At 74.4% G+C, this 25,976-nt stretch carries 23 protein-coding genes and 1 tRNA gene; 1 reads left to right on the top strand and 23 read right to left on the bottom strand.

From position 1 onward, the window contains the following. Nucleotides 1-109 precede the first annotated feature (109 nt). From purH to eno, 4 genes are read right to left on the bottom strand one after another with little or no spacing between them, the layout of a single operon-like run. A complete protein-coding gene (gene purH / locus UXQ13_RS01745; RefSeq protein WP_225234597.1) occupies nucleotides 110-1,660 on the bottom strand; it encodes a bifunctional phosphoribosylaminoimidazolecarboxamide formyltransferase/IMP cyclohydrolase in 1,551 nt (516 codons plus the stop codon). Beyond that, nucleotides 1,657-2,262: a phosphoribosylglycinamide formyltransferase gene (gene purN / locus UXQ13_RS01740; protein WP_225234596.1), complete on the bottom strand. Its 606-nt coding sequence runs from the start codon at nucleotides 2,260-2,262 to the stop codon at nucleotides 1,657-1,659. Before purN ends, purH begins: the two co-directional genes overlap by 4 nt. Next, a complete protein-coding gene (locus UXQ13_RS01735) occupies nucleotides 2,259-2,813 on the bottom strand; it encodes an FtsB family cell division protein (protein WP_225234595.1) in 555 nt (184 codons plus the stop codon). Before UXQ13_RS01735 ends, purN begins: the two co-directional genes overlap by 4 nt. A 15-nt stretch (nucleotides 2,814-2,828) precedes the next feature. Then, nucleotides 2,829-4,112, bottom strand: a complete 1,284-nt coding sequence (eno, locus tag UXQ13_RS01730) for a phosphopyruvate hydratase (protein ID WP_336391698.1) — start codon at nucleotides 4,110-4,112, stop codon at nucleotides 2,829-2,831. 65 nt (nucleotides 4,113-4,177) lie between these two features. Between eno and UXQ13_RS01725 the strand changes: the two genes are divergently transcribed. Then, the gene (locus UXQ13_RS01725) at nucleotides 4,178-5,119 is read left to right on the top strand and encodes a hypothetical protein (protein ID WP_336391697.1); all 942 of its coding nucleotides are present in this window, start codon (nucleotides 4,178-4,180) and stop codon (nucleotides 5,117-5,119) included. On the opposite strand, the gene UXQ13_RS01720 is transcribed toward UXQ13_RS01725, so the two are convergent. The 19 genes from UXQ13_RS01720 to UXQ13_RS01635 form a co-directional block, all read right to left on the bottom strand. Continuing rightward, nucleotides 5,110-6,000, bottom strand: coding sequence for a nucleoside triphosphate pyrophosphohydrolase (locus tag UXQ13_RS01720; RefSeq protein WP_336391696.1), 891 nt, complete (start codon nucleotides 5,998-6,000; stop codon nucleotides 5,110-5,112). The two genes, UXQ13_RS01725 and UXQ13_RS01720, sit on opposite strands and share 10 nt — an antisense overlap. A 4-nt stretch (nucleotides 6,001-6,004) precedes the next feature. After that, on the bottom strand, nucleotides 6,005-7,000 hold the full coding sequence (locus tag UXQ13_RS01715; RefSeq protein WP_336391695.1) for a SurA N-terminal domain-containing protein: 996 nt from the start codon (nucleotides 6,998-7,000) through the stop codon (nucleotides 6,005-6,007). A 34-nt stretch (nucleotides 7,001-7,034) separates the two neighbouring features. Further along, entirely contained in the window at nucleotides 7,035-7,847 is an 813-nt protein-coding gene (locus tag UXQ13_RS01710; RefSeq protein WP_336391694.1) for a hypothetical protein, read from the bottom strand. Beyond that, complete coding sequence (gene mfd / locus UXQ13_RS01705) at nucleotides 7,844-11,392, bottom strand: transcription-repair coupling factor (protein WP_336391693.1); 3,549 nt, start codon at nucleotides 11,390-11,392, stop codon at nucleotides 7,844-7,846. The genes UXQ13_RS01710 and mfd overlap by 4 nt, the downstream gene beginning before the upstream one ends. A 91-nt stretch (nucleotides 11,393-11,483) precedes the next feature. Then, on the bottom strand, nucleotides 11,484-11,870 hold the full coding sequence (locus UXQ13_RS01700) for a Rossmann-fold NAD(P)-binding domain-containing protein (protein WP_336391740.1): 387 nt from the start codon (nucleotides 11,868-11,870) through the stop codon (nucleotides 11,484-11,486). 66 nt (nucleotides 11,871-11,936) lie between these two features. After that, nucleotides 11,937-12,074: a hypothetical protein gene (locus UXQ13_RS23595; protein ID WP_419146481.1), complete on the bottom strand. Its 138-nt coding sequence runs from the start codon at nucleotides 12,072-12,074 to the stop codon at nucleotides 11,937-11,939. A 156-nt stretch (nucleotides 12,075-12,230) separates the two neighbouring features. After that, nucleotides 12,231-13,607: a sugar transferase gene (locus tag UXQ13_RS01695; protein ID WP_336391692.1), complete on the bottom strand. Its 1,377-nt coding sequence runs from the start codon at nucleotides 13,605-13,607 to the stop codon at nucleotides 12,231-12,233. Nucleotides 13,608-14,181: 574 nt separating this feature from the next. Beyond that, entirely contained in the window at nucleotides 14,182-14,835 is a 654-nt protein-coding gene (pth, locus tag UXQ13_RS01690; protein ID WP_336391691.1) for an aminoacyl-tRNA hydrolase, read from the bottom strand. An 8-nt stretch (nucleotides 14,836-14,843) separates the two neighbouring features. Next, a complete protein-coding gene (locus tag UXQ13_RS01685) occupies nucleotides 14,844-15,539 on the bottom strand; it encodes a 50S ribosomal protein L25/general stress protein Ctc (RefSeq protein ID WP_336391690.1) in 696 nt (231 codons plus the stop codon). Between the two features lie 360 nt (nucleotides 15,540-15,899). Further along, on the bottom strand, nucleotides 15,900-16,880 hold the full coding sequence (locus UXQ13_RS01680; RefSeq protein ID WP_336391689.1) for a ribose-phosphate diphosphokinase: 981 nt from the start codon (nucleotides 16,878-16,880) through the stop codon (nucleotides 15,900-15,902). Then, nucleotides 16,877-18,340 carry a bifunctional UDP-N-acetylglucosamine diphosphorylase/glucosamine-1-phosphate N-acetyltransferase GlmU gene (gene glmU / locus UXQ13_RS01675; RefSeq protein WP_336391688.1) on the bottom strand — a complete coding sequence of 488 codons (1,464 nt, stop codon included), beginning with the start codon at nucleotides 18,338-18,340 and terminating at the stop codon, nucleotides 16,877-16,879. Before glmU ends, UXQ13_RS01680 begins: the two co-directional genes overlap by 4 nt. Nucleotides 18,341-18,388: 48 nt before the next feature. Then, nucleotides 18,389-18,461: transfer RNA gene (locus UXQ13_RS01670), tRNA-Gln, on the bottom strand. Nucleotides 18,462-18,534: 73 nt separating this feature from the next. After that, nucleotides 18,535-19,488, bottom strand: coding sequence for a 4-(cytidine 5'-diphospho)-2-C-methyl-D-erythritol kinase (locus UXQ13_RS01665; protein ID WP_336391687.1), 954 nt, complete (start codon nucleotides 19,486-19,488; stop codon nucleotides 18,535-18,537). A 4-nt stretch (nucleotides 19,489-19,492) separates the two neighbouring features. Continuing rightward, nucleotides 19,493-20,404 carry a 16S rRNA (adenine(1518)-N(6)/adenine(1519)-N(6))-dimethyltransferase RsmA gene (rsmA, locus tag UXQ13_RS01660; protein ID WP_336391686.1) on the bottom strand — a complete coding sequence of 304 codons (912 nt, stop codon included), beginning with the start codon at nucleotides 20,402-20,404 and terminating at the stop codon, nucleotides 19,493-19,495. Continuing rightward, nucleotides 20,367-21,503, bottom strand: coding sequence for a transglycosylase family protein (locus UXQ13_RS01655; protein WP_318250009.1), 1,137 nt, complete (start codon nucleotides 21,501-21,503; stop codon nucleotides 20,367-20,369). The genes rsmA and UXQ13_RS01655 overlap by 38 nt, the downstream gene beginning before the upstream one ends. Nucleotides 21,504-21,736: 233 nt before the next feature. Continuing rightward, a complete protein-coding gene (locus tag UXQ13_RS01650; protein ID WP_225234581.1) occupies nucleotides 21,737-22,570 on the bottom strand; it encodes a hypothetical protein in 834 nt (277 codons plus the stop codon). 68 nt (nucleotides 22,571-22,638) lie between these two features. Further along, complete coding sequence (locus UXQ13_RS01645) at nucleotides 22,639-23,421, bottom strand: TatD family hydrolase (protein ID WP_336391685.1); 783 nt, start codon at nucleotides 23,419-23,421, stop codon at nucleotides 22,639-22,641. Continuing rightward, complete coding sequence (gene metG / locus UXQ13_RS01640) at nucleotides 23,418-25,214, bottom strand: methionine--tRNA ligase (RefSeq protein WP_225234579.1); 1,797 nt, start codon at nucleotides 25,212-25,214, stop codon at nucleotides 23,418-23,420. Before metG ends, UXQ13_RS01645 begins: the two co-directional genes overlap by 4 nt. A gap of 9 nt (nucleotides 25,215-25,223) precedes the next feature. Then, a complete protein-coding gene (locus UXQ13_RS01635; protein WP_336391684.1) occupies nucleotides 25,224-25,856 on the bottom strand; it encodes a hypothetical protein in 633 nt (210 codons plus the stop codon). Nucleotides 25,857-25,976: the final 120 nt, after the last annotated feature.

The raw sequence follows: 25,976 nt of genomic DNA, 5'->3' as shown, positions 1-25,976 counted from the left end.
CGGTGTCGTGGATCAGGTAGGACGACGGACGTGCATCCTCAGCCACCGACGTCGGCGGCTGAGGATGCACGGCGGTCGTCCCACCTGATCCACGCCGGAGGGGGCGCGCCTAGTGCGCGAAGTGCCGGGTGCCGGTCAGGTAGAGGGCGATCCCGGCCTCGGCGGCGGCGGCCACGACCTCCTCGTCGCGCACCGAGCCACCGGGCTGCACGACCGCGGTGACCCCGGCGTCCAGCAGCACCTGCAGCCCGTCGGCGAACGGGAAGAACGCGTCGGAGGCCGCGACCGACCCGGCGGCCCGCTCCCCCGCCCGCTGCACGGCCAGCCGGGCGGCGTCCACCCGGTTGACCTGGCCCATGCCGACGCCCACGGTCGCGCCGTCGGCGGCCAGCAGGATCGCGTTGGACTTGACCGCCCGCACGGCCCGCCAGGCGAAGACCAGGTCGTCCAGGGTGGCCGCGGGGACCGGCGAGCCGGTGGCCAGCGTCCAGGACGTGGGGTCGTCGCCGTCGGCGGTGATCCGGTCGGCCTGCTGCACCAGCAGCCCACCGCCCACCGGGCGCAGCTCGACCGGGTCGGCGACGGCGTCGGCGGGCATGCGCAGCAGCCGGACGTTCTTCTTGCGGGTCAGCACCTCGACCGCGTCGTCGGTGAACGACGGGGCGACGACGACCTCGGTGAACACCTCGGCGATCTGCTCGGCGGTGGACAGGTCGACCTCGCGGTTGGCTGCGATGACCCCGCCGAAGGCCGACACCGGGTCGCAGGCGTGCGCCTTGCGGTGCGCCTGGGCCAGGTCGGTGCCCACGGCGATGCCGCAGGGGTTGGCGTGCTTGATGATCGCCACGCACGGCGCCTCGTGGTCGTGCGCGGCCCGCCAGGCGGCATCGGTGTCGACGTAGTTGTTGTAGCTCATCTGCTTGCCGTGCAGCTGCTGCGCGTGGGCGAGACCGGACTGGCCGTGCCGGTAGAGCGCGGCCGCCTGGTGCGGGTTCTCCCCGTACCGCAGCACGTCGGCCCGCTCCCACACGGCGCCGCGCCAGGCCGGGAACCCGCTCTCGTCGGGGGCGACGACGTCGCCGAGCCAGGTCGCCACGGCCAGGTCGTAGGACGCGGTGTGCCGGAAGGCCTCGGTGGCCAGCTGCTGGCGCTGGACCAGCGTCGTCCCGCCGTCCCGGACCGCGGCGAGCACCTCGTCGTACCGGGCCGGGTCGACGACGACGGCGACCGACGGGTGGTTCTTGGCCGCGGCGCGCACCATCGCGGGGCCGCCGATGTCGATCTGCTCGATGCACTCGTCGGGGGTGGCGCCCGAGGCCACGGTCTCGCGGAACGGGTAGAGGTTGACCACCACCAGGTCGAAGGCGGCGATCCCCAGCTCCTCCAGCTGCGCGACGTGGTCGGGCTTGCGCCGGTCGGCCAGGATCCCGGCGTGCACGCCCGGGTGCAGGGTCTTGACCCGGCCGTCCAGGCACTCGGGGAAGCCGGTGACCTCCTCGACCGGGGTGACCGGCACGCCGGCCTCGGCGATCCGCCGGGCGGTCGCGCCGGTGCTGACCAGCTGGACGCCGGCCTCGACCAGCCCGCGGGCCAGCTCCTCGACGCCGGTCTTGTCGTAGACGCCCAGCAGCGCCCGGCGGACGGGGGTGCGATCGGTCATGGGGTGCCGCTCCTCGAGCTGGTGAGTGTGGTGATCGTGTCGACGAGCAGCGCCCGCTCGACGGTCTTGATCCGGTCGTGCAGCCGGGCCTCGTCGTCGCCGGGCAGCACGGGGACCGGGGTCTGCGCCAGGACGGGGCCGGTGTCCAGGCCCGCGTCGACGAGGTGGACCGTGGCGCCGGTCGTGGTCACCCCGGCGGCCAGCGCGTCCCGCACGGCGTGCGCGCCGGGGAAGGCCGGCAGCAGCGCCGGGTGGGTGTTGACCAGGCGGCCGCCGAACCGGGCGAGCACGGCCGGCCCCAGCAGCTTCATGAACCCGGCGCACACGACCCAGTCGGGCTCGTGCGCGGCGACGGCGTCGGCCAGCGCGGCGTCCCAGGCGGCCCGGTCGGGGTGGTCACCCAGCCGCAGCACGAAGGTCGGCAGCCCCCGCTCCCGCGGACCGGCGAGCCCGGGCGCCTCCCGGTCGGCGCCGACGGCGACCACGGTGAACGAGGGCCGCCCGGCGTCCAGCAGTGCCGCGCACAGCGACCCGGTGCCCGACAGCAGCACGACCACCCGGGCGGGGGCGGCCGGGCCGGTCGGCGCGTCCGCGGCGGTCACCCGCCGTCGGCCGTGCCGACGGACTGCAGCAGGCCCTCGTACCAGGGCACCTGCGGGGCGTCCTCGGCGATGCCGGGGGTGCGGGCGGGCTCCTCGCCGGCCACGACGGTGCCGTCGGCCACGATGACCAGCCGGTCACCGGGCAGCACGAAGTTCAGCCGCTGCCGGGCCTGCTGGGCCAGGTAGGCGGGGTCGCCCTGCCGGTCCAGCTCGGCCTGCAGCTGCTGCTCCTGCAGGGACAGCGCCTGGTTCTCCGCGGCCAGCTCGGCGAGCTCCTGCCGACCGGCCACGAAGGACCGGACCGGACCGGCCAGGGTGAGCGCCAGCAGCAGGACCAGGACACCGAGCAGCACGGCCCGCCCGGTGACCAGCGGGCTGCGCCCGGTGGTCGAGGTGCTGCGGGCCGGCCGGCGGGTCCGCCGCCGACCCTGCCGGGCGTCGGCGGCGCCGCGACCACCGGCCGCGGCGGGCCGGGCGGCGGCGCGGCGACGGGGTGCCGAGCGCCCGCCCCCGCCGGGGGACGTGCCCCGGCGGGAGCGGGCGTCAGCCACGAACGGTGCCCGGGGTCAGGACGCCGGGGTCAGCCGCGGGAAGGCGGCTGCACCTGCGTACCGGGCGGCGTCGTCGAGCTCCTCCTCGATGCGGAGCAGCTGGTTGTACTTGGCCACCCGCTCCGAGCGGGCCGGGGCGCCGGTCTTGATCTGCCCGCAGTCGGTGGCGACGGCGAGGTCGGCGATCGTGGTGTCCTCGGTCTCGCCCGAGCGGTGGCTCATCATGCAGCGGTAGCCCGAGCGGTGCGCCAGGTTGACCGCGTCGAGGGTCTCGGTGAGCGTGCCGATCTGGTTGACCTTGACCAGCAGCGCGTTGGCCGCGCCCTGGGCGATGCCGTCGGCCAGCCGGACCGGGTTGGTGACGAAGAGGTCGTCGCCGACGATCTGCACCCGGTCGCCGAGGGCGGCGGTCAGGTCGACCCAGCCCTCCCAGTCCTCCTCCGACAGCGGGTCCTCGATCGAGACGATCGGGTAGGCGTCGAGCAGCCCGGCGTAGTACTCGGTGAGGTCACCGGCGGTGAGCGTCTTGCCCTCGAAGGCGTAGCCGTCGGCCGAGTGGAACTCGGTCGCCGCGACGTCCAGGGCGTAGGCGATGTCGGTGCCCGGGGTGTAGCCGGCCTTCTCGACGGCCTCGGTGATCAGGTCGAGGGCGTCCCGGTTGCTGGGCAGCGACGGGGCGAAGCCGCCCTCGTCGCCCAGGCCGGTGGACAGCCCGCGCTTCTTCAGCACGGCCTTGAGCGCGTGGTAGACCTCGGCGCCGGTGGCCAGCGCCTCGGCGAAGGTGGCCGCCCCGATCGGGGCGATCATGAACTCCTGGACGTCGACGTTGGAGTCGGCGTGCGCACCGCCGTTGACGATGTTCATCATCGGGACCGGGAGCACGTGCGCCGAGGGGCCGCCGACGTAGCGGAACAGCGGGAGGCCCGAGGACTCGGCCGCGGCCTTGGCGACGGCGAGGCTGACGCCGAGGATGGCGTTGGCGCCCAGCCGGGACTTGTCCGGGGTGCCGTCGAGGTCGATCAGCGCCTGGTCGACCAGCCGCTGCTCGGTGGCCTCGAAGCCGACGAGCTCGGGGCCGATGACGTCCAGGACGCCGTCCACGGCCTTGGTCACGCCCTTGCCGAGGTAGCGGTCACCGCCGTCGCGGAGCTCCACCGCCTCGAAGGCGCCGGTGGAGGCGCCGCTGGGCACCGCCGCCCGTGCGATCGTCCCGTCGTCGAGGGCGACCTCGACCTCCACGGTGGGGTTTCCGCGCGAGTCGAGGATCTCCCGCGCGCCTACTGCATCGATGCTGGCCACGGGGAGCAGCGTATCGGGACCGGACCCGCGCCGGTGACGCCGCCGGTGCGGGACCATGGCCGGTGATGACCCAGCCGACCGCCCCCCGTCCGCACACCCGGGCCCGCACCCAGCTGCTGGTGGGGCTGGTGCCCGTGCTGGTGGTCGGCGTCGTCCTGCTGGTGGTCCTGGCGCTGCGGCTGGGCACCACCCAGGAGCCCCTGGCCCGGGCGACCGCGACCGCCACGGCGACGGTGTCCGACGTCGCCGACCGCACCGTGTCGGTCACCTTCACCGACGCCGACGGCGCCGACCGCGACGGCCGGCTGGAGCTGCGGGAGGCCGTGGACATCCCGACCGGGGCGGAGATCGCCGTGCAGTACGACCCGGCCGGGGGTGTGGTCGTCTACGCCGACGGGGACGCCGCGCACGCCGCCGTCCAGGACGTGCTGTTCGGGATCGTCCTGGTGGCGCTGACCGTGCTCGTGGTCGGCCTGCTGACCGGGCTGCGGCTGGTCACCCGGCCGCGGCTGGTCCGGGCGCCGGCGACCACGGCCACCGCCACCCACCTGGTGGTCCGGCAGGGCCTGCTGGTGCGCAGCTGGTTGGAGCTGGTCACCGGGCGCGGGGTGCGCTGGCTGCCGGTGCACTGGAGCCCCGAGCTGGACCGGCTGCGCCCCGGCACGGCGGTCACCGTGCACGGCGACCCGGTGACCGACCCGCGGGTGCTTCCCGTGGTGGACGGGCAGCAGATCTGGCCCTCGGGCCGGCTGCGGCGGTCCGAGCCGCGCGGGGACCTCCGGCAGGCACCGGTGGACCCGACCGCCGCCGACGTCGGGATGGCCCGCCAGCTGCGCGGGGACGTCGTGGCCGTCGCGCTGGCCCCGGTGGTCGGGCTGCTGTGGGCCTACGTCGACGGCAGCGGTCCGGCCGGGTTCGGGGTGGCCACCGCGCTGGCGGCCGCCGTCCTGCTCTGGCTGCCGCAGCTGCTCGGCTCCTCGCCGGCCTCGGCCGCCGATCAGGGCTGAGCGACCCCAGCGGCCGCGTCGAGGTCGGCGGCGTACCGGCGGACGGCGGTGCGCAGCGCGTCCTCGACGTCCCACCCGCGGTCGGCCGCGGCGGCGACCACGCCGAGCAGTTGCTCCCCCAGCGCCGCCGGGTCGGCGGCGGCCAGCTCCGCCGGCGGCGGGGTCGGCAGCCCCGCCCGCCGGGCCCGCGACACCAGCGCGGCACCCCAGGCGGCCGCGGACTGGGTCGAGGAGACGCCCTCGGTGGGCGACCGGCGCTGCTTCTCGGCCTTCTTGATCGCTTCCCACCCGGCCTCGACCCCCGCGACGTCGAGGTCGCCGGCGTCGGCGAACACGTGCGGGTGCCGGCGGACGAGCTTGGCGACCAGGCCGTCGGCCACGTCGTCGACGTCGAAGCCGGTCGGGGACTCGGCCGCCACCCGGGCGTGGAAGGCCACCTGCAGCAGGACGTCGCCGAGCTCCTCGCGCATGGCCACCGGGTCCTCGTCGGTGATCGCGTCGTAGGCCTCGTGCGCCTCCTCGAGCAGGTAGCCGCGCAGCGAGGCGTGGGTCTGCTCGGCGTCCCAGGGGCAGCCGCCGGGCGAGCGGAGCCTGTCCATCACCGCGACGACGTCCAGCAGCCGGGCGCCGGTCGGCTCGGGGGCGCCCACCACCACCGGCGCGTCGCCGGCCTCCTCGGCGGTCAGCAGCACGACGTCGTCCGGGCCGGCTGCGGCGGCGCCGAGCACGTCGCCGACCACCACCCCGGCGTCCCGCAGGACCGTCGCCGTCGCCGCGGCCCCGGGCAGCGCGACCACCGCGGGCGCCCGGCCGAGCAGCTGCCAGGCGGCGGGGCCGAGCAGGCCGGGGAGGCGGGGGCTGACCGTCAGGAGGAGGGGCACCCGGTCAGTCTCCGGCAGCCGACCCGTCGGCCGCGTCGCCGGCCGCGTCGTCACCGGAGAGGATCTGCACGACGCCGCCGTCCCCGGCCACCACCGAGCCGTCCTCCAGGGTGCCGAAGCGGGGGTTCACCGTGACGTCGAGCCCGGCCTCGACGTCGTCGACCAGCGGCTGGGCGGCGTCCGAGGCGTCCTGGCGGACCTGGCCGGTGAGGTCGTCCTCGAGGTCGGCCAGCGGCGGGAAGGACACCTGGCCGACCACCACGCCCCCGGTCTCGGCGACCGCGACGGTGAAGACGCCCTCGGGCAGCGCGCCCTGGACCGGGCCGGCGAGCACGTCGGGCAGCTGGTCGGCGGTGCGCAGCTGGGGTGCGGCCAGGGTGTACGTGCCGGCGTACTGGGTGGCCAGGGCGGCGTAGCTGGTCGGGTCGGCCCGCAGCTGGGCGGCGACGGCGTCCGCGGTCGCCTGGTCGGGCACGGTGATGTAGCCCAGGTCGAACTGGCCGCCGGCGGTCTGCGCGTCCTCGTAGGCGGCCTGGATCCCCTCGTCGGTCAGGTCGGCCAGCCCCTCGGCCTGCGCGACCTGCTCGCGGACCAGCAGCTCGCGGATGATCTCGCGGGCGTCGTCGGGCAGCAGGCCCTGCTGCTGGGCGAGCTGGGTGAACAGCGCATCCTCGTCCTCGCCGGCGAGCAGCTCGGTGATCCGGTCGCGCACCTGGCCGGGGGTGACGTCGATGTCGTAGCGCTCCTCGACGGCGTCGTACACCCGCTCGCCGATCATCAGGTCGAGCACCTGCCGGGTGAAGGCGCCCTCGTCCTGGCCCGCGGCGTAGGCGGCGACGTCGTCGTCGGCCAGCCGCTCCGCCACGGCGTCCTGCAGCTCGGTGACGCCGACCCGGTCATCACCGACGTAGGCCGCGACGTCGGGGGACGTCCGGCAGCCGGCCAGGCCGGCCACCGCCAAGCCCAGGACCAGCAGGGACACGATCGGACGACGGCGCACGGGGTGACCTTCTCACGCCCGGGTGATCCAGGACTCACCCCGGCGCGGGGGCGGCCTGCTCGCGACCGGTGCCGAGCAGCCGGACGGCGGCGACCAGGGCCAGTGCGCACCCGGCCACGGCCGGGATCCCCCACCCCGGGCGGACCCCCTCGGCCAGCAGCCAGTGCCCGACCGCGGCCGGCGCGATGGTGCTGACCACGTACATGATCGCCAGCACCGGGACGGCCGGTGCGCCGGTCAGCCCGCGGGTGAGGTGCAGCTGGCCGAGCAGCAGCCCACCGGCGGTGAGCCCTCCGGCCAGCCAGGAGCTCGCCGGCAGCTCCCACACCTGCCACCACCGGGTCGGCAGCTCCGACACCAGCACCCGCGCGCCCACCGCCCCGACGGAGAAGGCGATGCCGGCCAGGGTTCCGGCCACCCAGGTGCTCGGCGGCAGCAGCACGCCCACGACGGCCACCAGCAGCCCGGCGGCGAGCCAGCCGAGCACCGCTCCCCCGCGGACGACGGCCGGCCCGGTCAGCGTGGCCGCCGACAGCAGGGCCAGCCCGGCGATCGTCCCGACCACCGCCAGGACCTCACCCCGTCCCCACCGGCGGGTGCCGGTGAGCCGCTGCAGGACGGCGGTGACGGCGAGGGCGGCCACGATCGCGGACTGCACCACCAGCAGGGGCAGCTCACGACGGGCGACCAGCGCCAGCAGGAAGGCGCCGGCCTGCAGCCCGGTCCCGGTCCACCAGGCGCGGGAGCGGAGGGTGGGACCGACCGCCTGCGCGCCGACGCTCAGCCGGTCGCCGGCGACGCCGTAGCAGAGCACGGCGCCGGCGAGGGCGACGACGGCGAGGATCACGCCGAGGCCGCGACCGGCTGCTCCACCACCGACGTCATCAGTGCGTGCAGCTTCTCCAGCAGCGCCACGTCGCGCAGCGGGGTGCGGCGGTCCGGGCCGACCGGCACCTTGATCGACACCAGGTTGCCGGCCGACTTGTAGGACGCGCCCTCGGCCAGCCGGGCCAGCTTCATCTGCTGGGACTCCCGCAGGTCGACCGGGCTCAGCCGCACGTTGCGCCCGGCCATCGACACCTCGGTGATGCCCAGGCCACGCATGGCGGCCCGGAAGCGGGCCACCGCCAGCAGGTTGAGCACCGGGGCGGGCGCCGGCCCGTAGCGGTCGGTGAGCTCGTCGAGCACGGCCTGGGCCTGGTCGTCGTCCTGCACGGAGGCGACCTTGCGGTAGGCCTCCATCCGCAGCCGCTCGCCGGGCACGTAGTCGTGCGGCAGGTGCGCGTCGACCGGCAGGTCGACCCGGACGTCGGCCGGCTCCACGGCCGGGGACTCCCCCGTCGCCTGCGCGCGGTAGTCGCTGACCGCCTCGCCGACCAGGCGCACGTAGAGGTCGAAGCCGACCCCGGCGATGTGCCCGGACTGCTCGCCGCCCAGCAGGTTGCCCGACCCGCGGATCTCCAGGTCCTTCATCGCCACGGCCATGCCGGCCCCGAGGTCGGTGTTGTTGGCGATGGTGGTCAGCCGGTCGACCGAGGTCTCGGTCAGCGGCCGGCTGGGGTCGTAGGTGAAGTAGGCGTACGCCCGCTCCCGGCCACGGCCGACGCGGCCGCGGATCTGGTGCAGCTGGGAGAGCCCGAAGGTGTCGGCCCGGTCGACGATCAGGGTGTTGGCGTTGGGGATGTCCAGCCCGGACTCGACGATCGTGGTCGCGACCAGGACGTCGTACTCCTTCTCCCAGAAGCCGACCATGATCTTCTCGAGCTCGTGCTCCTTCATCTGCCCGTGGCCCACGGCCACCCGGGCTTCGGGCACCAGCCGGCGGATGGTGGCCGCGGCCTTGTCGATGGACTGCACCCGGTTGTGGATGACGAAGACCTGGCCGTCGCGCAGCAGCTCGCGGCGGATGGCCGCGGCCATCTGCTTGTCCTCCCAGGCACCGACGTAGGTCAGCACCGGGTGCCGCTCCTCGGGCGGGGTGAGGATCGTCGACATCTCCCGGATGCCGGTGAGGCTCATCTCCAGGGTGCGCGGGATCGGCGTCGCGGACATCGACAGCACGTCGACCGCCGTCCGCATCGACTTCAGGTACTCCTTGTGCTCGACCCCGAAGCGCTGCTCCTCGTCGACGATCACCAGGCCCAGGTCCTTGAACCGGGTGGTCGGCTGCAGCAGCCGGTGCGTGCCGACCAGGACGTCGACCTCGCCGTCGGCCAGCTTGCGCAGCGTCTCGTCGGACTCGGTCTTCGACTGGAAGCGCGACAGCACCGCGACGGTGACCGGGAACTGCGCCATCCGCTCGGAGAAGGTCTTGAAGTGCTGGTTGGCCAGCAGCGTGGTCGGCACCAGGACGCCGACCTGCTTGCCGTCCTGCACGGCCTTGAACGCTGCGCGGATGGCGATCTCGGTCTTGCCGTAGCCGACGTCGCCGCAGATGATCCGGTCCATCGGCACCGGCTGGGCCATGTCGGCCTTGACCTCGTCGATCGCGGCCAGCTGGTCGGGGGTCTCCTGGAACGGGAAGGCGTCCTCGAGCTCGCGCTGCCACACGGTGTCCGGGCCGAAGGCGTGGCCCTTGCTGGCCATGCGTGCCGAGTACAGCCGGATGAGCTCGGCGGCGATCTGCTTGACCGCCTTGCGGGCCTGGCCCTTGGTCTTGGCCCAGTCGGCCCCGCCGAGCTTGGAGAGCGCCGGGGCCTCGCCGCCGACGTACCGGGTGAGCTGGTCCAGGGCGTCGGTGGGCACGAAGAGCCGGTCCGGCGGCTGGTTCCGCTTGCCGGGGGCGTACTCGACGATCAGGTAGTCGCGCTGCCCGCCGTGCACGGTGCGGCTGACCATCTCCAGGTACCGGCCGACGCCGTGCTGCTCGTGGACGACGAGGTCGCCGGGCTGCAGCTGCACCAGGTCGACGGCGTTGCGGCGGCGGGCCGGCATCTTGGTCGCGTCGCGCATCGAGGTGCCGCGCTGGCCGGTGAGGTCGTGCTCGGTGAGCAGCGCCAGCTTCACGCCCGGGAAGGCGAACCCGGCCTCCAGGTTGCCCTGGGTGACGTAGGTCAGGCCGCTGTCCTGCGGGGCGGCGATGTCCGGGACCAGCCGGACGCCGAGGTCGGCCTCGGTGAGCTGGTCGGCGGCGCGTTGGGCGGGGCCCGGGCCGGCGAAGGTGAGCACCACCCGCCAGTCCTCGCGGCCCCAGTCGCGCAGCGTCGCCTGGGCGGCGTCGGCGTCGCCGTGGAACCGGTCCACCCCGGTCGCGTCCAGGGTGATGTGGGTGTCGTCGTCCTCGCTGGCCAGGGTGAACGCACCGGTGGTCCACCACGGCAGACCGCGGCCGCGGGCGTCGTCGGCGACGTCCTCCAGGTCGCGGAAGGAGGAGGCGCCCAGGTCGATCGGGGCCTGGCCGGCCTCGGCGGCGGTCTGCCAGGAGGCGGCGAGGAACTCCTCGGCCGTGCGGACCAGGTCGGCGGCCCGGCTGCGCACCCGCTCGGGGTCGCAGACCAGCACGTGCGTGCCACGCGGCACGAGGTCGGTGAGCAGCTCCATCCGGGCCGCGCCGATCAGCGCCGGGATGAGGGCCTCCATGCCCTCGACCGCGATGCCCTCGGCGAGCTTGTCGGTGACCTCGACCAGCTCGGGGTGCTCGACGCCCAGGGCGCGGGCGCGCTCGCGGACCTCGGGGGTGAGCAGCAGCTCGCGGCACGGCGGGGCCCACAGCCGCTCGGGCCGCTCGTCCAGGGAGCGCTGGTCGGCAGCGGAGAAGTAGCGCAGCTCGTCCACCTCGTCGCCCCAGAACTCCACCCGGACCGGGTGCGGCTCGGTGGGCGGGAAGACGTCGAGCAGACCACCGCGGACGGCGAACTCACCGCGCTTCTCGACCAGCTCCACCCGGGTGTAGGCCATGTCGGCGAGCTGCCGGCTGACCACGTCGAGCTCCGCGGCGTCGCCCGACCTCAGCTCCACCGGGACCAGGTCACCCAGGCCCGGGGCCAGCGGCTGCAGCAGGCTGCGGATGGGGGCGACCAGCACGTCGATCCGGCCGGTGGCGGCCTCGGGGTGGGTGAGGTCGCGCAGCACGGCCAGCCGGCGGCCGACGGTGTCCGCCCGGGGGCTCAGCCGCTCGTGCGGCAGCGTCTCCCAAGCCGGGAACACCTCGACCCGGCGGTCCGGGACGAAGCAGCGCAGCAGGGTGGCGGTCGCGTCGGCGTCCCGCTCGCCCGCGGTGACCACCAGGACCGGGACGTCGGCACCCGGCGACGGGGCCGCCAGGGCGGCGGCCACCAGCGGCTGGACGGTGGGCGGGGCGGTGACGGCCAGGTCGGCGGCGCCGGCCCGGTCCACCACCCGGGCCACACCGGGGTCGGTCAGGACGACGTCGAGCACGCCGCGCAGGCTCACGAGGGTTCTGCTCCATCGGGTCCCGGCCGCACCGCTCACGCGCCGGACGGATTGCTCGACTGCGCGGGGGGCCGTCGCCCAGGTTAGCCCGCTAGACCGAGGTGGCGCCCCGCCCAATCAGCAGATCCCCGACGTCGATCCACCGTCCCCCGGCCGCCTCGATGCCGGCCACGGACCGCCGAACCTCCGCGAGCAGGTCAGGCAGGGACAGGATGACCTCGTCAGGGGCCGCAGCGACGAGCTGGGCCGGAGAGATCACGGGGATGGCTCCCGCGGGCAGCGTGCGTCCCTGCTTGCCGGGTGCGGCGTCTGCGATGGCCGGCAGGAGGTCGGGGCCGATCCCGGCGGCGCCCAGCAGCGGGATCGAGCGGGAAGCCGCCCGGTATCCCCGGGCACGCCGACCGGCTTCCCGTGCGTCCTCGAGGTGACGGCGCAGCGCGGCCACCTCGTCGGCCACGTGGGTCCGCCAGGTGCGCACGTCGGCCGGGTCCACGTCGGGCGGGATGGGCACTGCGGGGTCGCCCGAGGTCGAGCTCGGTGATCATCAGCTCGGCGTACTGGCGCGCGTGCTCGACCCCGTAGCTGGAGAACGAGGAGCGGTAAGGAAGTCCTCGCACGGCGGCTGCGGACCGAGGTCCACCACCACCCGCCAAGCCTGACTCCCGCAGAGCCGACACGTCATACCCCTCATCAAGGTCGATGCTGGTGCCACTTCTGCTACACGGCGACCGGCCCGACCCACCGCCCAGTGATGGCACGTGGCCTCCTGCTGACCGTCTCACGTGCCGCGCGCTGCGCTCGCCTCACTCACCCGTCCGGAGTGGCCGGGGACGCGGCCTCAGTACGCGCCGGAACCGCGGACGACGGCACGGAAGGTCTTCCAGAGGATGCCCAGGTCTCGGCCCAGCGACCAGTTCTCCACGTAGCGGACGTCGAGCTCGACCGACTCGTCCCAGCTGAGGTCGGAGCGCCCGCTGACCTGCCACAGCCCGGTGATCCCGGGCTTGACGAGCAGGCGTCGGTGCATGTCGTCGCCGTACTGCTCGACCTCCCGGGTGACGTGCGGCCGGGGGCCGACGAGCGACATGTCCCCCTTCAGCACGTTGATGAGCTGGGGCAGCTCGTCCAGGGAGCACCGTCGGAGGAAAGCTCCGATGCCGGTGATCCGTGGGTCCTGGCGCATCTTGAACTGGACGTCGTTGCCGTCGCTGAAGGTCACCAGGCTCTCCAGCTGCCGGTCAGCTCCGGTCACCATGCTGCGGAACTTCAGCAGGTTGAACTCGTGACCACGCTTGCCGATGCGGCGGTGCCGGTAGAAGACGGGCCCCGCGCTGCTGCGCTTCACGAGCACAGCCAGGACGAGCAGCAACGGTGAACCCAGGAGCAGCAGCAACGCTGCCGCGGATCTGTCGACCGCAGATTTCGCCACCCGTCGAAGTCCGCGGAACTCGGGCTCGCGGACCTGGATCAGAGGCACGCTGACGGTCGGGCGGATCTGCAGCCGGTCGGGCGCGACCTCGATGAGGCCAGGAACCACCAGAAGCTCGATGTTCGTCCCCTCGAGCTTCCAGGCGAGTTCCCGGAGGTAGACCGCTGCGGTCTCGCTGGCCGACGAGACGACGACCGCGTCGGCGCGCACGTTGTCCAGCACCGCGGCGACGTGGTCCAACCCGCCCAGCACGTGCACGCCCTCGCGGCCCAGGCCCCCCGCACTCGACGGGTCGGGTACGCAGGCTCCGATAACCTGCCAGCCCGCGGAGGGGTCGCGACGCAGCCGGCCGACCAGGTCGACGAGGGCGACCTCGCGGCCCACGACGACCACCCTCTTGCTCATGCGGCCCTCACGCCGGGCCCGGTGCAGCCTCCGCCGCTGGACATTCCGTCCCACGAGGGTCAGCGCGGCGGCGACCGGGATCCCCACCAGGAGGAAAGCGCGGAGGGGCGCCTCCGGCGCTGCGGCCAGCACGACCCCCAGCGCTGCAACGAGCACGAGGCTGCTCACCATGACGCGTCGGTACTCGTCGGGGCCAGCACCGAGGCGGCGCTCTGCGTAGGAGCCCAGGAGGGCCAGCACGCCCGGCCAGGCCAGGATCGCGGCGATCGCGGACACGGTGGTCAGGGACGTGCCCCAGACAGCCTCGGTGAGCGCAACGGGGACCAGTGCGGTCCCGGCTGCTACGAGGTCTCCCAGCACCAGGGCCGACGTGTAGTTCACCAGCCACTCAGGGGAACGGCGACGCCGAGCGGAGTACGGATCGTAGGCCGGTCCGGCCACGACGTGCTCGAGACCACGGTCCGAGACACGCCGGTTGAGCCCGGCGACAGGGCGACGGGGGGCACTGACACGGCGCTGCGGCACCGGACGGAGCTCGCGGATGGCCCGCACGGCTGTGGGCCCCATGAGGGCGTCGCTGTCCAGACCGGCAACCACGGCCTCGGCGGCCCGTTCGGCCGCGCGGTCGAGTTCATCGCGTCGAGCCGCCTGCGCGGTGCGGGCGAGGTCAGTCTCCCTCCGCCGGCGACCGGCTGGGTGTCGCCCCTTCGCACCCTCAGGCCCCGGGTTGCGCTCGCCATCGCCCGCAGGCGGACGGACCGGGTCCATCGAGGTCACGAGACCATCCCCTCAACGATGTGGGCGTTGCGGAGGTGGCAGATGCTCACTGTCCGCTCCGGCCGTAGGCCGGCGCCCTGGGCTTTCGTGGAGACCATCGCCCAGCTGGTGACGGACAGTCAACCGATCGGCGCGCGACCCACCCCATCAAGTGACTTACCGGCGCGTGAGCTTCCTCTCAGCTCCGCGGGTGCACCACGTTCTGCGCGGCCTCGAGGCCCTTCTCCAGCAGCAGCTCGGTGGCGTCGGCGGCCTCCCCGACGAGCAGCTCGAGGGTCTTGCGCTCGGTGGCGGAGAAGTCCTTCAGGACGAAGTCGGCCGGGTCCTGACGACCCGGCGGGCGGCCGATGCCGACCCGCACCCGGAGGTAGTCCTTGGTGCCGGTGGACCGGGTGATCGAGCGCAGCCCGTTGTGCCCGCCCTCGCCACCACCGCGCTTGAGCCGGACGACGTCGAAGTCCAGGTCGAGCTCGTCGTGGACCACGACCAGCTCGGTCGGGGCGATCGAGTGGTAGCCCAGCAGCCCCTGGACCGGACCGCCGGACTCGTTCATGTAGGTCGTGGGCTGGGCGAGCACCACCCGGCGCCCGGCCAGCCGGCCGTCGCCGGACAGCGAGCGGGACCGCGGTCCCTTGCCCGGCGACAGCTTCGCCCCCGCCCGGGCGGCCAGCTCGGCCAGCACCATGGCGCCGACGTTGTGCCGGTTGCCGGCGTAGCCGGGTCCGGGGTTGCCCAGTCCCACGACGAGGAACGGGCCCTCGGGGACCGGCGGCGGGGACGCCGCAGGGGCGCCGGCGGTGCCGGCGCCCCTGCGGGTCGTGCTCTCGGTCAAGGGACCGCTCAGTTGTCCGCGGAGTTGCTGGCGGCGTCCATCGACTCGCCGCTGCCCTGGTCCGACGGCTCCGGGACGACGTCGCCGTCGGCGTCGGACTCGTCGCGCTCGATGCCGGCCTCGGCCTCGGCCTCGGCGAGCTCGGCCTCGAGCGCCTCGGCGGTCGGGGCGGCCAGGAAGCCGACGACCTGGGCCTCGGGGTCGGTGAGCAGGGTCGCGCCCTCGGGCAGGACCAGGTCGGCCGCGCTGATGCCCTCGCCGGCGGCGCGGCCGGTGATGTCGACCTCGATCGACTCGGGGATCTTGGTGGCGTCGGCCTCGAGCGAGATGGTGTTCAGCTCGTGGTTGGTGATGGTCTCCGGCGCCGGGTCGCCCACGGTGATGACGGGGACGTCGACGGTGACCTTCTCGCCGCGGCGGACGACCAGCAGGTCGACGTGCTCGTGGACGCGGGTCAGCGGGTCGCGCTGGATGGCCTTGGTCAGCGCCAGGTGCTCGGTGCCCTTGAGGGTCACGGTCAGCAGCACGTTGGTGCCGCCGTTGCGCAGCGCGGCGGCGAACTCCCGGGCGGGGACGGACAGGTGGACGACGTCCATGCCGTGCCCGTAGAGGACGGCGGGGACGCGACCGGCCCGACGGGTCCGGCGGGCGCTGCCCTTGCCGAACTCGGTGCGGGGCTCGGCGGCGAGGCGGAAATCGGCCACGGTGGTGTGCTCCTAGCTAGACGGTGTGCGGGCCGGCGGGACGCGCGGCACACCTGCAGCAGGCACACGCACGTCGATCACGGAGCAACAGCTCCCTCGCCGGGCAACAGGCGAGAGAGTACACCGGCGAGCACGACGCCCCGACCACAGGAGGGCCGCAGGCCGTCCGCCCGAGCGGGAGGGGTGAGGCACGAACCCCTCCCCGAGGGCGGACTCGACCGCCGGCCGAGGAGGAACCCCGACCGCAGGTCGGGCGACTGCGACGGGAGGGGCGGAGCCCTTCCCCGAGCCGTCGCGGGCCTCGCTCAGCTCACCTGGGGAACGGCTCCTGGCCGCGGTGCGGTCCGGAGGACCGCGATGTCACGACGCCCCGTCGAAGAGGCTCGTCACCGAGCCGTCCTCGAAGACCTCCTTGATCGCCCGGGCCAGCAGCGGGGCGATGGAGAGCACGGTGAGCTTGTCGAACTGCCGCTCGGGCGGGATCGGCAGCGTGTTGGTGATCAGCACCTCGGCGGCCCGGCTGTTCTTGAGCCGGTCGACGGCCGGGCCGGAGAGCACGCCGTGGGTGGCGGCGATCACGACGTCGGCAGCACCCTCGGCGAACAGGGTCTCGGCGGCCTTGGTGATGGTGCCGCCGGTGTCGATCATGTCGTCGACCAGGATGCAGACCCGGCCGCGGACGTCGCCGACGACGCGGTTGGCGACGACCTCGTTGGGCCGGGTCATGTCACGGGTCTTGTGGATGAAGGCCAGCGGAGTGCCGCCGAGCTTGTCCGACCAGCGCTCGGAGACCCGGACGCGGCCGGAGTCGGGCGAGACGACGGTGAGGTCGCGGTCGCCCCACTTGCGCTTGACCTCCTCGATGAGGAGGTCCATGGCGAAGAGGTGGTCGACCGGGCCGTCGAAGAAGCCCTGCACCTGGGCGGTGTGCAGGTCCACCGACATCAGGCGGTCGGCGCCGGCGGTCTTGAACAGGTCGGCGACCAGACGGGCGGAGATGGGCTCGCGTCCGCGGTGCTTCTTGTCCTGCCGGGCGTAGGGGAAGAAGGGTGCGACGACGGTGATCCGCTTGGCCGAGGCGCGCTTGGCGGCGTCCACCATCAGCAGCGACTCCATCAGCCAGGTGTTGATCGGCGAGGTGTGGCTCTGCACGATGAACGCGTCGCAGCCCCGGACGGACTCCTCGAAGCGCACGTAGAGCTCGCCGTTGGCGAACTCGTAGCTCGAGGTCGGGGTCGGCGAGATGCCGAGGTGGCCGCCGATCTCGTCGGCCAGCTCGGGGTAGGCCCGCCCGGAGAAGAGCATCAGGCTCTTCCTGGGCGTCTGGGTGATGGCGCTCATGACGGGGTCCCCTGGGCGTCGTCGGTGCCGCGGCCGGTGGCGGCCTCGGCGGCTGCGGCCGCGGCCGTACCAGGACGGCGGCGGCCCACCCACCCTGCCACATTGCGCTGGGTGGCCCGGGCCACACCCATGGCCCCCGGGGGCACGTCCGTGGTGATCACCGAGCCGGCGGCGGTGTAGGCGCCGTCGCCGACCGTGACCGGCGCGACGAACATGTTGTCCGCGCCGGTCCGGGCGTGGTCGCCGATGGTCGTGTGGTGCTTGGCCACGCCGTCGTAGTTGACGAAGACGGTGGCCGCCCCGATGTTGGTGCCCTCCCCGATCGTGGCGTCCCCGACGTAGGACAGGTGCGGGATCTTCGAGCCCTCCCCGAGCGAGGCGTTCTTGGTCTCCACGAACGTGCCGACCTTGGAGCCGCGGGCCAGCCGGGTGCCCGGCCGCAGGTAGGCGAACGGCCCGACCTGGACGTCGGGCCCGACGACGGCCAGCTCGGCGTGGGTGCGGACGACGCGCGCACCCTCGCCCACCTCGGTGTCGGTGAGCGTGCTGTCCGGGCCGACGACCGCGCCGCCGGCCACCACCGTGGCGCCCAGCAGCTGGGTGCCGGGGTGCAGCACGGTGTCCGGCCCGACCTCCACGGTGACGTCCACCCAGGTGGTCAGCGGGTCGACCACGGTGACCCCGCCGCGCATGAGGTCGTCGAGCACCCGGTCGTTGAGGGTGCGACGGCGGGCGGCCAGCTCGCGTCGGTCGTTGCAGCCCAGGGTGTCGTCGGCATCCGCGGCGCGGTGCCCGCCGACCGGAGCCCCGTCGCCGACCAGCAGGCCCAGGACGTCGGTGAGGTACTGCTCGCCCTGGTCGTTGGCCGCGCCGACCCGGGACAGCGCGGCGCGGACGGCGGCGCGGTCGCCGAGGTACACCCCGGCGTTGACCTCGGTGATGGCCCGCTGCTCCGGGGTGGCGTCGCGCTCCTCGACGATGGCGGTCACCCGGCCCTCGCCGTCGCGCACGATCCGGCCGAGCCCGGTCGGGTCGGGCACGGCCGCGGTGAGCACGGTGAGCAGGTCCCCGGCCGAGCGGTGGGCGTCGACCAGCGCCTGCACGGTGCTGGTCCGCAGCAGCGGGGCGTCGCCGTTGACGATGAGCACCGGACCGTCGACGTCGGTGAGGGCGTCCAGCGCGATCGCCGCGGCGTGCCCGGAACCGTTCTGCTGCTCCTGCAGCACCGCGCGGGCGTCGGGCGCGATGTCGGCGAGGTGGGCCTCCACCTGGTCCCGGCCCGAGCCGACCACGACCACCGTGCGCGCCCCGCCCAGCGGCGCGACCGCGGCCAGCACGTGGCCGAGCATGCTGCGCCCGCCGATCGCGTGCAGCACCTTGGGGGTACGGGACCGCATGCGGGTGCCCTGGCCCGCCGCGAGGACGACGACGGCGGCGACGGACGGCTGCGCTTGGGTCAACTTCTGCTCCCGGGACGGCGGTGGGGACATCCGGCGCGCCGGATCCAGCTGGGGGACTCGGACTCGAACCGAGACTGCACGGCACCAAAGGCCGGCGGGCTGCCGATTACCCCATCCCCCACCGCCCCCGGTCGGGCCGGAGGCGCGTCCGAGCCTAGGGCGCGGTGGCGGGCAGGTCGACCACGGGGACTCCCTCAGCCGGCCAGCCGTGCGCCGGGAACGGGACCGTGCACCGCGTGCACCAGCCGGAACGCCCCGGCGGCCACCAGGGCGTCGGCGGTGCCGGCCGCGGCGTCGGCGTCCTCGACCAGCCCGGCCACGGTCGGGCCGGATCCGCTGACCAGGGCACCCAGCGCCCCGGCGCCGCTCATCGCCGCCAGCCCGGCCCGCAGGTCGGGCCGCAGCTCGAGGGCGGGGGCCTGCAGGTCGTTGGCCAGGAAGCCGGCGAGGGTGGCGTCGGGTCCGTCGCGCAGGGCGGTGAGCACGTCGTCGGGCTGCCCGGCACCGGCATCCGCCGCGAACCGCCCGGCGGCGCGCAACCGGTCCAGCTCCCGGTACACCGTGGGGGTGGACAGCCCGGTCCCGGCGACGCCGAGGACCCAGTCGGTGCGCCGCCGGCTCAACGACGGCGAGAGCTGCTCGCCGCGACCGGTGCCCAGGGCCACCCCGCCGACCAGGGAGAAGGGGACGTCGCTGCCCAGCCGGGCGGCCAGCCCGGCCAGGTCGCCGCGGGTGCAGCGGGTCCCCCACAGGGCGTCGAGGGCAACGAGCGCGGCGGCGGCGTCGGCCGACCCGCCGGCCAGGCCGGCCGCGGCCGGGATCGACTTGTCGATGTGCAGGGCGGCGTCGGCGCGCACGCCGGCGTGCCGGGCCAGCAGCTCGGCGGCCTGCCAGACCAGGTTGCGGGAGTCGGTCGGGACGTCGCCGCCGGCGCCCTCGCCGGTCACGGTCAGCGAGAGCCCGTCGTCGGGCCACGCGGTCACCGAGTCCAGCAGCGAGACGGCCAGGTACACCGTGATCAGCTCGTGGAAGCCGTCGGCGCGCAGCGGCCCCACCGCCAGGTGCACGTTGATCTTCGCCGGCGCGTGCGCGGTGACCGACCCGTCCCCGTGGATCCGGCCGGGTCCCCCGGCGGTCGCGTGCGGCATGCGCTCAGCCTGCCCAGACCGGTTCGGTGGCCGCCAACCGGGCGAAGTCCTCGACCGACAGCCGCTCGCCGCGCCACGTCGGGTCGATGCCGGCCGCCCGCAACCGGGTCTCGGCCGCGGCCGGGCTGCCCGCCCAGCCGGCGAGGGCGGCGCGCAGGCCCTTGCGCCGGGTGGCGAAGGCGGCGTCCACCGCGGCGAAGGTGGCCAGCCGGTCGCCGGGCGGGGGCTCGCGCCGGGTCAGCCGGACCAGGCCGGAGTCGACGTTGGGCACCGGCCAGAACACCGGGCGCCCCACCGCGCCGGCGCGGCGTACGTCGGCGTACCAGGCCGCCTTCACGCTGGGCACGCCGTAGGCGTCGCTGCCGGCGGCCGCGGCCAGCCGCTCGGCCACCTCGAGCTGCACCAGCACCAGCGCCGTGCGGATGGTCGGGAACCGCTCGAGCAGGTGCAGCAGCACCGGGACCGAGATGTTGTAGGGCAGGTTCGCCACCAGCGCGGTGGGCGCCGGACCGGGGAGCTCGGTGAGCCGCATCGCGTCCGCGGTGACCACGGTCAGCCGGTCGGCCAGCGCCGGGGTGCGCTCGGCGACGGTGCGCGGCAGCTGCTCGGCCAGGCGCGGGTCGATCTCGACCGCGACGACCCGCTCGGCGGCGGGCAGCAGGCCCAGGGTCAGCGACCCCAGCCCGGGCCCGATCTCGCAGACCACGTCGTCGGCCCGCAGCTCGGCGGTGCGCACGATGCGCCGGATGGTGTTGGCGTCGTGCAGGAAGTTCTGCCCGAGCTGCTTGGTGGGACGCAGGTCGAGCTGCTGGGCCAGGCTGCGGATCGCAGCCGGGCCCAGCAACCCGTCCGAGGCGTCGGCGGTCGTGCTCAGCGGTTCAGAGCCGGCGGCCGCAGGAGGGCCACGGCGAGGCACCGCGGGCGGCGTAGGTGCGCTCCCCCACGGCGATCTGCTGCTCACGGGTGGCGAGGTCGGGGCGGGAGGCGAACTCCGCGCCGCCGTAGGCGTTCCACGTCGAGATGTTGTACTGCAGCCCGCCGTAGTAGCCGTTGCCGGTGTTGATGGACCAGTTGCCGCCGGCCTCGCACTGCGCCAGGGCGTCCCAGTCCAGCCCGCTGGTCGACGCCGGGGCCGAGGCGCCGGTGTTCGAACCGCCCGCCGGTGCCGAGGCGGCCGGGGCCGGGGCCTCGGCGGTGCCGACGGAGACCTGCTCGTCGACCGGGGCCCGGGTCACGGTGACGGGACCGGGCACGCGGCTGGTCTCGACGCCGTCGGTCACGGTGACGGTGTAGGTGGTGGTCTGCTCGCCCTCGACGCCCTCGGTGGTGACCTCGCGGGTGCCCTCCGGGGACGCGGGGTCCTCGGTCTCCACCGTCTGGTAGTCCACGACCTGGGTCTCGGTGACCTCGCTGACCTGCACCCGCCACACCTGCAGGACCATCCGGTCCATGAGCGGGGCGGTCGGGTAGAGGCTGGCGCGGTCGGTGGCCGACAGCGTCAGCCCCTGCTCGGCCAGCAGGTCCCCGGCTGTGCCGGCGGTGGTGGTGACCTCGCGCGTGACGCCGTCGGCGATCACCGTGACGGTCTTGGGCGTCGTCACCTGCAGGGCCATGCCGTCCAGGGGCAGCCGCTCGCTGCGGGAGGCGCTCAGCACCAGGCCGTCGCCGCGGTAGCCGAGCTGGTCCAGCGCCTCATCGACCGACAGCGCCGTGGTGGTGATCGTGTCGGTGACGCCGTCGACGGTGAGCTCGAGGGGACGTGCCCGGTTGAGGACGACGGTGTCGCCGTCGTCGACCGCGCTGTCGACCGAGGGCAGGACGACGTCGTCCGCGGCGACCTGGATGTCCTCGTCGGAGAGGACCTCACCGGCGGTCGAGGCGTAGGTGCTGACCTCGCGGGACTGGCCGTCGACGGTGATCGTCACCGACTTCTGGGCGACCAGGTAGGCGAAGGAACCGCCCACGAGGCCGACGAGGACCAGGGCGAAGAGACTGAGCTTGAGCGTTCGGTGCACGGCACATCCACGGGTCACGGGGGCCCGGGCAGGAGACGGCTGTCCCCACCCCGACGGGTCGGTCACGACACGGTAACGAACGTTTGGGGTCCTGCGGCGCTGCTGACGACATGAGATCAGGTCGATCAGTCGACATGGAGTAGCCACGCCGACACCAACCGTCACGTAGGCCCTGTTCTGTCGCGGACTACCCGACGGGGCGTGACGTGACCAGCGTCACCGTGTGACCTGGGTCAGCCGGCCAGCACCGGGGCCGCGTGCCGCACCGGGCGGATCCAGGTGGCGAGGAAGAACGCCACCGCGAGCCCCGCGGTGATGGCCGAGAAGCCACCGGCGACCAGGGCGACCGGCACCAGGTCGACCCCGTCGGTCACCCGGTCCCCCAGGTCGACCCCGGCGACCAGCAGCAGCGCCCCCAGCGGGATGAGCGCGACCACGCTGACCGCTGCCGTCACCAGGTGCGCTGTCCAGGTGCGCAGCGCCTCGTCGACCGGGACGTCGGCGCCGTCGGCGGCCAGCGGGCGCACGACGAGCCGGAGCAGGGCGACCTCGGCCAGCAGCCAGCCCGCCGCCGGCACGACCAGCGCGGTGATCGCTACGCCGTCGTCCAGGGACCCGCCCGACCACAGCAGCCAGGCCGTCGCCAGCTCCGCGACCACCGCGGCCCGCATCGTCCACAGCAGCCACGGCGAGATCTGCTCCCCGCGACGCGGCCGCCGCGACCCCGCGGCCCAGCGCGGTCGGGGGCGCGTCGCCTCGGCGAGCAGCACCCCGGCCAGCAGGCCCACCACCAGCGCGGGCACCCACAGGAACACTGACGCCTCGGCGAGGAGGACCACGCTCACGCCCACCAGGACGACGCCCAGCACCAGCCCCAGCTGCCGTACCCGGCGCCCGTGCCGGGCCTGCCGGGCGAGCACCGCGGCGCCCGCCTCCGAGGGCGGCACCAGCTCCACGGACCCACCGGCCACGAGCCGGCGGTCGGCCGCCCTGGCCCACCCGCGGGCCAGCAGGCCCGAGGGCACCATCACGGCGATGAAGAGCACGACGGCGATGAGGCGACCCACCCTGCTCATTGTCGTCCTCCGCGCGGCGCCGCGCCCGGGGGGCGCCCGGACGGGCCGCGGGCGGCGTCCTACCAGCTGCCGAAGACCCGCTCCGCCGTGGCCGTGAGCTGGTCGCACAGCGCCGGCAGCTCGATCCCGGTCACCTCGGCGAGGGCACGCACCGTGTGCGGCACCAGCCGGGAGGCGTTGGGGCGGCCCCGGTGCGGGACCGGGGTCAGGAACGGGCTGTCGGTCTCGACCAGCAGCTGGTCCGCCGGCGCGATGGCGGCGGCCTCGCGGAGGTAGCCGGCGTTGCCGAAGGTCAGGGTGCCGGCGAAGGAGAGCACGGCGCCTCGGTCCAGACACTGCCGGGCGAAGGCGGCGTCGCCGGAGAAGCAGTGGAAGACGGTGTGCTCGGGCAGCCCCACGTCGTCGAGCACCCGCAGGATCTCCGGGTGGGCGTCCCGGTCGTGGATGACCAGGGCGATGCCGTGCCGCTTGGCGATCGCGATGTGCGCGCGGAAGGAGGCCTCCTGGGCGTCCCACCCCTCGGGCCCGGTGCGGAACCGGTCCAGCCCGGTCTCCCCCACCGCCCGGACCCGCGGCAGCGCGGCGAGCCGGTCGATCTCGGCCAGCGCCGCCGACCACCGCGAGCTCGGGACGTCGACACCCACCTGCACCAGCCGGGTCACCCCCACCGCGGCCGCGGCCGCGATCTCGGCGTCCACCTCGTCGTCGGCGGGCAGCCGGTCCTCACCGCCGACGGCGATGTCGAGGTGGGTGTGGCTGTCCAGCGCGGGTGCCGGCAACGGCTCCGGGGACGGCGGTGGCTCGCCCCGCTTGTTCGCGCGGGAGGACGCCGAGCGGCTCACTCCCCGCCCTCCCCGAACCGACGGAGCTCCTCCTCCACGATCGACTCGTCGAGCTTGGTGAACACCGGCGTCGGCGTGGCCAGCGGCGTCCCCGGGGTGATCGGCACCGAGGCCCAGACCGCCTGGCCGGTCTCGTAGTCCCCGGTGATGATCGGGTACCCGCGGCCGTCGTCGAGGTCGGTGACCTCCTCGATCCGCGGCTGCACCGACCAGGTGCCCTCCCCGCCCAGCAGCTCGTGCACCTGCTGCGCGGCGTGCGGCAGGAACGGCGAGAGCAGGCCGTTGCAGTCCTTGATCGCCTGCAGCGCGGTGAACAGCACGGAGTCCCGGCGGGCCGGGTCCTCCTTGAGCTTCCACGGCGCCTGGTCGGACAGGTACTTGTTGGCCTCGCCGACCACCCGCATGGCCTCGTTGATCGCGGCCTTCTGCCGGTTGCGGCCCAGCAGGTCGCCCACGGTGCCGAACGCGCCGGAGGTGGTGGACAGCAGGTCGCGGTCGGCGTCGGTCAGGTCACCGGGCTGCGGGACGGCACCCACGTTCTTGGCGGCCATCGAGATCGACCGGTTGACCAGGTTGCCCCAGCCGGCGACCAGCTCGTCGTTGTTCCGGCGGCGGAACTCGGCCCAGGTGAAGTCGGTGTCCTGGTTCTCCGGGCCGGCGACGGCGATGAAGTACCGCAGGGCGTCGGCGTCGTAGCGCTCGAGGAAGTCCCGGACGTAGATGACCACCCGGCGCGAGGAGGAGAACTTCTTGCCCTCCATCGTCAGGAACTCGCTGGAGACCACCTCGGTGGGCAGGTTCAGCGCCCCGTAGGACCCCGGCGTCCCGCCCTTGTCGCCCCCGCCGTTGTAGCCCAGCAGCTGCGCGGGCCAGATCTCGGCGTGGAAGACGATGTTGTCCTTGCCCATGAAGTAGTAGGCGTCGGCGTCCGGGGACTGCCACCACTGCCGCCACGCCTCGGCGTCCCCGGTGCGCCGCGCCCACTCGATCGACGCCGACAGGTAGCCCACGACCGCGTCGAACCAGACGTAGATGCGCTTGTCGTCGCGCTCGCGCCAGTCCGGCAGCGGGATGCGGATGCCCCAGTCGATGTCGCGGGTGTAGCTGCGCGGCTTGAGGTCGGCCAGCAGGTTGATGCTGAAGTTCAGGACGTTGGGCCGCCAGCTCTTCCGGGTGCCCAGCCAGTCCCCCAGCGCCTTGGCGAAGGCCGGCAGGTCCAGGAACCAGTGCTCGCTCTCCACGAACTTCGGCGTCTCGCCGTTGATCTTGGACACCGGGTTGATCAGGTCGACCGGGTCGAGCTGGTTGCCGCAGTTGTCGCACTGGTCGCCGCGGGCGCCGTCGTAGCCGCAGATCGGGCAGGTGCCCTCGATGTAGCGGTCGGGCAGCGTGCGGCCGGTCGACGGGCTGATGGCACCGAGCGTGGTCTGCGGGAAGACGTACCCGTTCTTCAGCAGCCCGAGGAAGATCTCCTGGCTGACCGCGGCGTGGTTGGCCGTCGTCGTCCGGGTGAACAGGTCGTAGCTGAGCCCCAGGCCGGTCAGGTCCCCGACGATGATCCGGTTGTTCCGGTCGGCGATCTCCTGCGGGCCGACGCCCTCGGCGTCGGCGGCCACGGTGATCGGGGTGCCGTGCTCGTCGGTGCCGCTGACCATGAGCACCTTGTTGCCGGCCATCCGCTGGTACCGGCTGAACACGTCGGAGGGCACACCGAAGCCCGAGACGTGGCCGATGTGCCGGGGGCCGTTGGCGTAGGGCCAGGCGACCGCGGTCAGGATGTGGCGATCACTCACGCCACGAGACTAGTGAGCGCTGTCGACCGAGCTCGTGGCCGCGGTCCCGACCGGTGCCGGCTGACCGGTCAGCGACACCGTCACCAGGGCCAGCCCGATGACGGCCAGGGTCACCGCGCGCACCCTGCGGTGGGCCGCCGGCGGGCGCGGGGCCCGCGCCGGACGGCGGGTGGTCGCCGTCCACGACCCGGCCGCCGGCGACGTGCCCAGCAGGAGCTTGGTCAACGGGACGACGGCGGCCGTCACCGCCAGGGCCGACAGCGACACGGTCTGCCCGGCCAGGGCGACCTGGCGGACCCCGTCGGCGACGCCGCCCAGGGCGAGGACGCCGAGCAGCACCAGCTCCCCGACCGCCACCGCGACGAGCAGGCGGTTCCCGGCGCCGTCGACGAGGGTGGCCCCGCCCGCGGCGACGAGCACGACCCAGGCGGCCAGCCCGATGAGCGTGCCGGCGACCAGGGCGCCGGGCGGGCGCAGGCCGTCGCCCCACACGGCGTCCAGCGAGGTGAGACCCAGCGCCAGCAGGCCGACGGCCTGCACCACGGCCAGCGCCCCGACGGCCAGCACGGCCAGCGGTGCGCGCGGTCGTCCGGTGGCCCGGGTGCGCGGCAGACGGGGCAGCGCGACGGCGGTGCTGGACAACGTGACTCCCTGGCCGGTGACGGTTGGTCACCGATGAGGTCGTCCCCCCGCGCACGGGTCCGGAGACGCGGACGGGGCCGCCTCACCCGGGTGGGTGAGACGGCCCCGCCGTCGTCGTCG

It is taken from the genome of Klenkia terrae, assembly GCF_037083865.1.
GTDB classification, from domain to species: Bacteria; Actinomycetota; Actinomycetes; order Mycobacteriales; family Geodermatophilaceae; genus Klenkia; species Klenkia terrae.
This window is presented reverse-complemented; position numbering and strand designations above follow the sequence as displayed.

Bases quoted from the DNA above. Each gene is read 5' to 3' on its own strand.
- purH (WP_225234597.1), bottom strand. From the start codon at position 1,660: ATGACCGATCGCACCCCCGTCCGCCGGGCGCTGCTGGGCGTCTACGAC.
- UXQ13_RS01725 (WP_336391697.1), top strand. From the start codon at position 4,178: ATGACCCAGCCGACCGCCCCCCGTCCGCACACCCGGGCCCGCACCCAG.
- UXQ13_RS23595 (WP_419146481.1), bottom strand. From the start codon at position 12,074: ATGACGTGTCGGCTCTGCGGGAGTCAGGCTTGGCGGGTGGTGGTGGAC.
- UXQ13_RS01680 (WP_336391689.1), bottom strand. From the start codon at position 16,880: ATGAGCGCCATCACCCAGACGCCCAGGAAGAGCCTGATGCTCTTCTCC.
- UXQ13_RS01665 (WP_336391687.1), bottom strand. From the start codon at position 19,488: ATGCCGCACGCGACCGCCGGGGGACCCGGCCGGATCCACGGGGACGGG.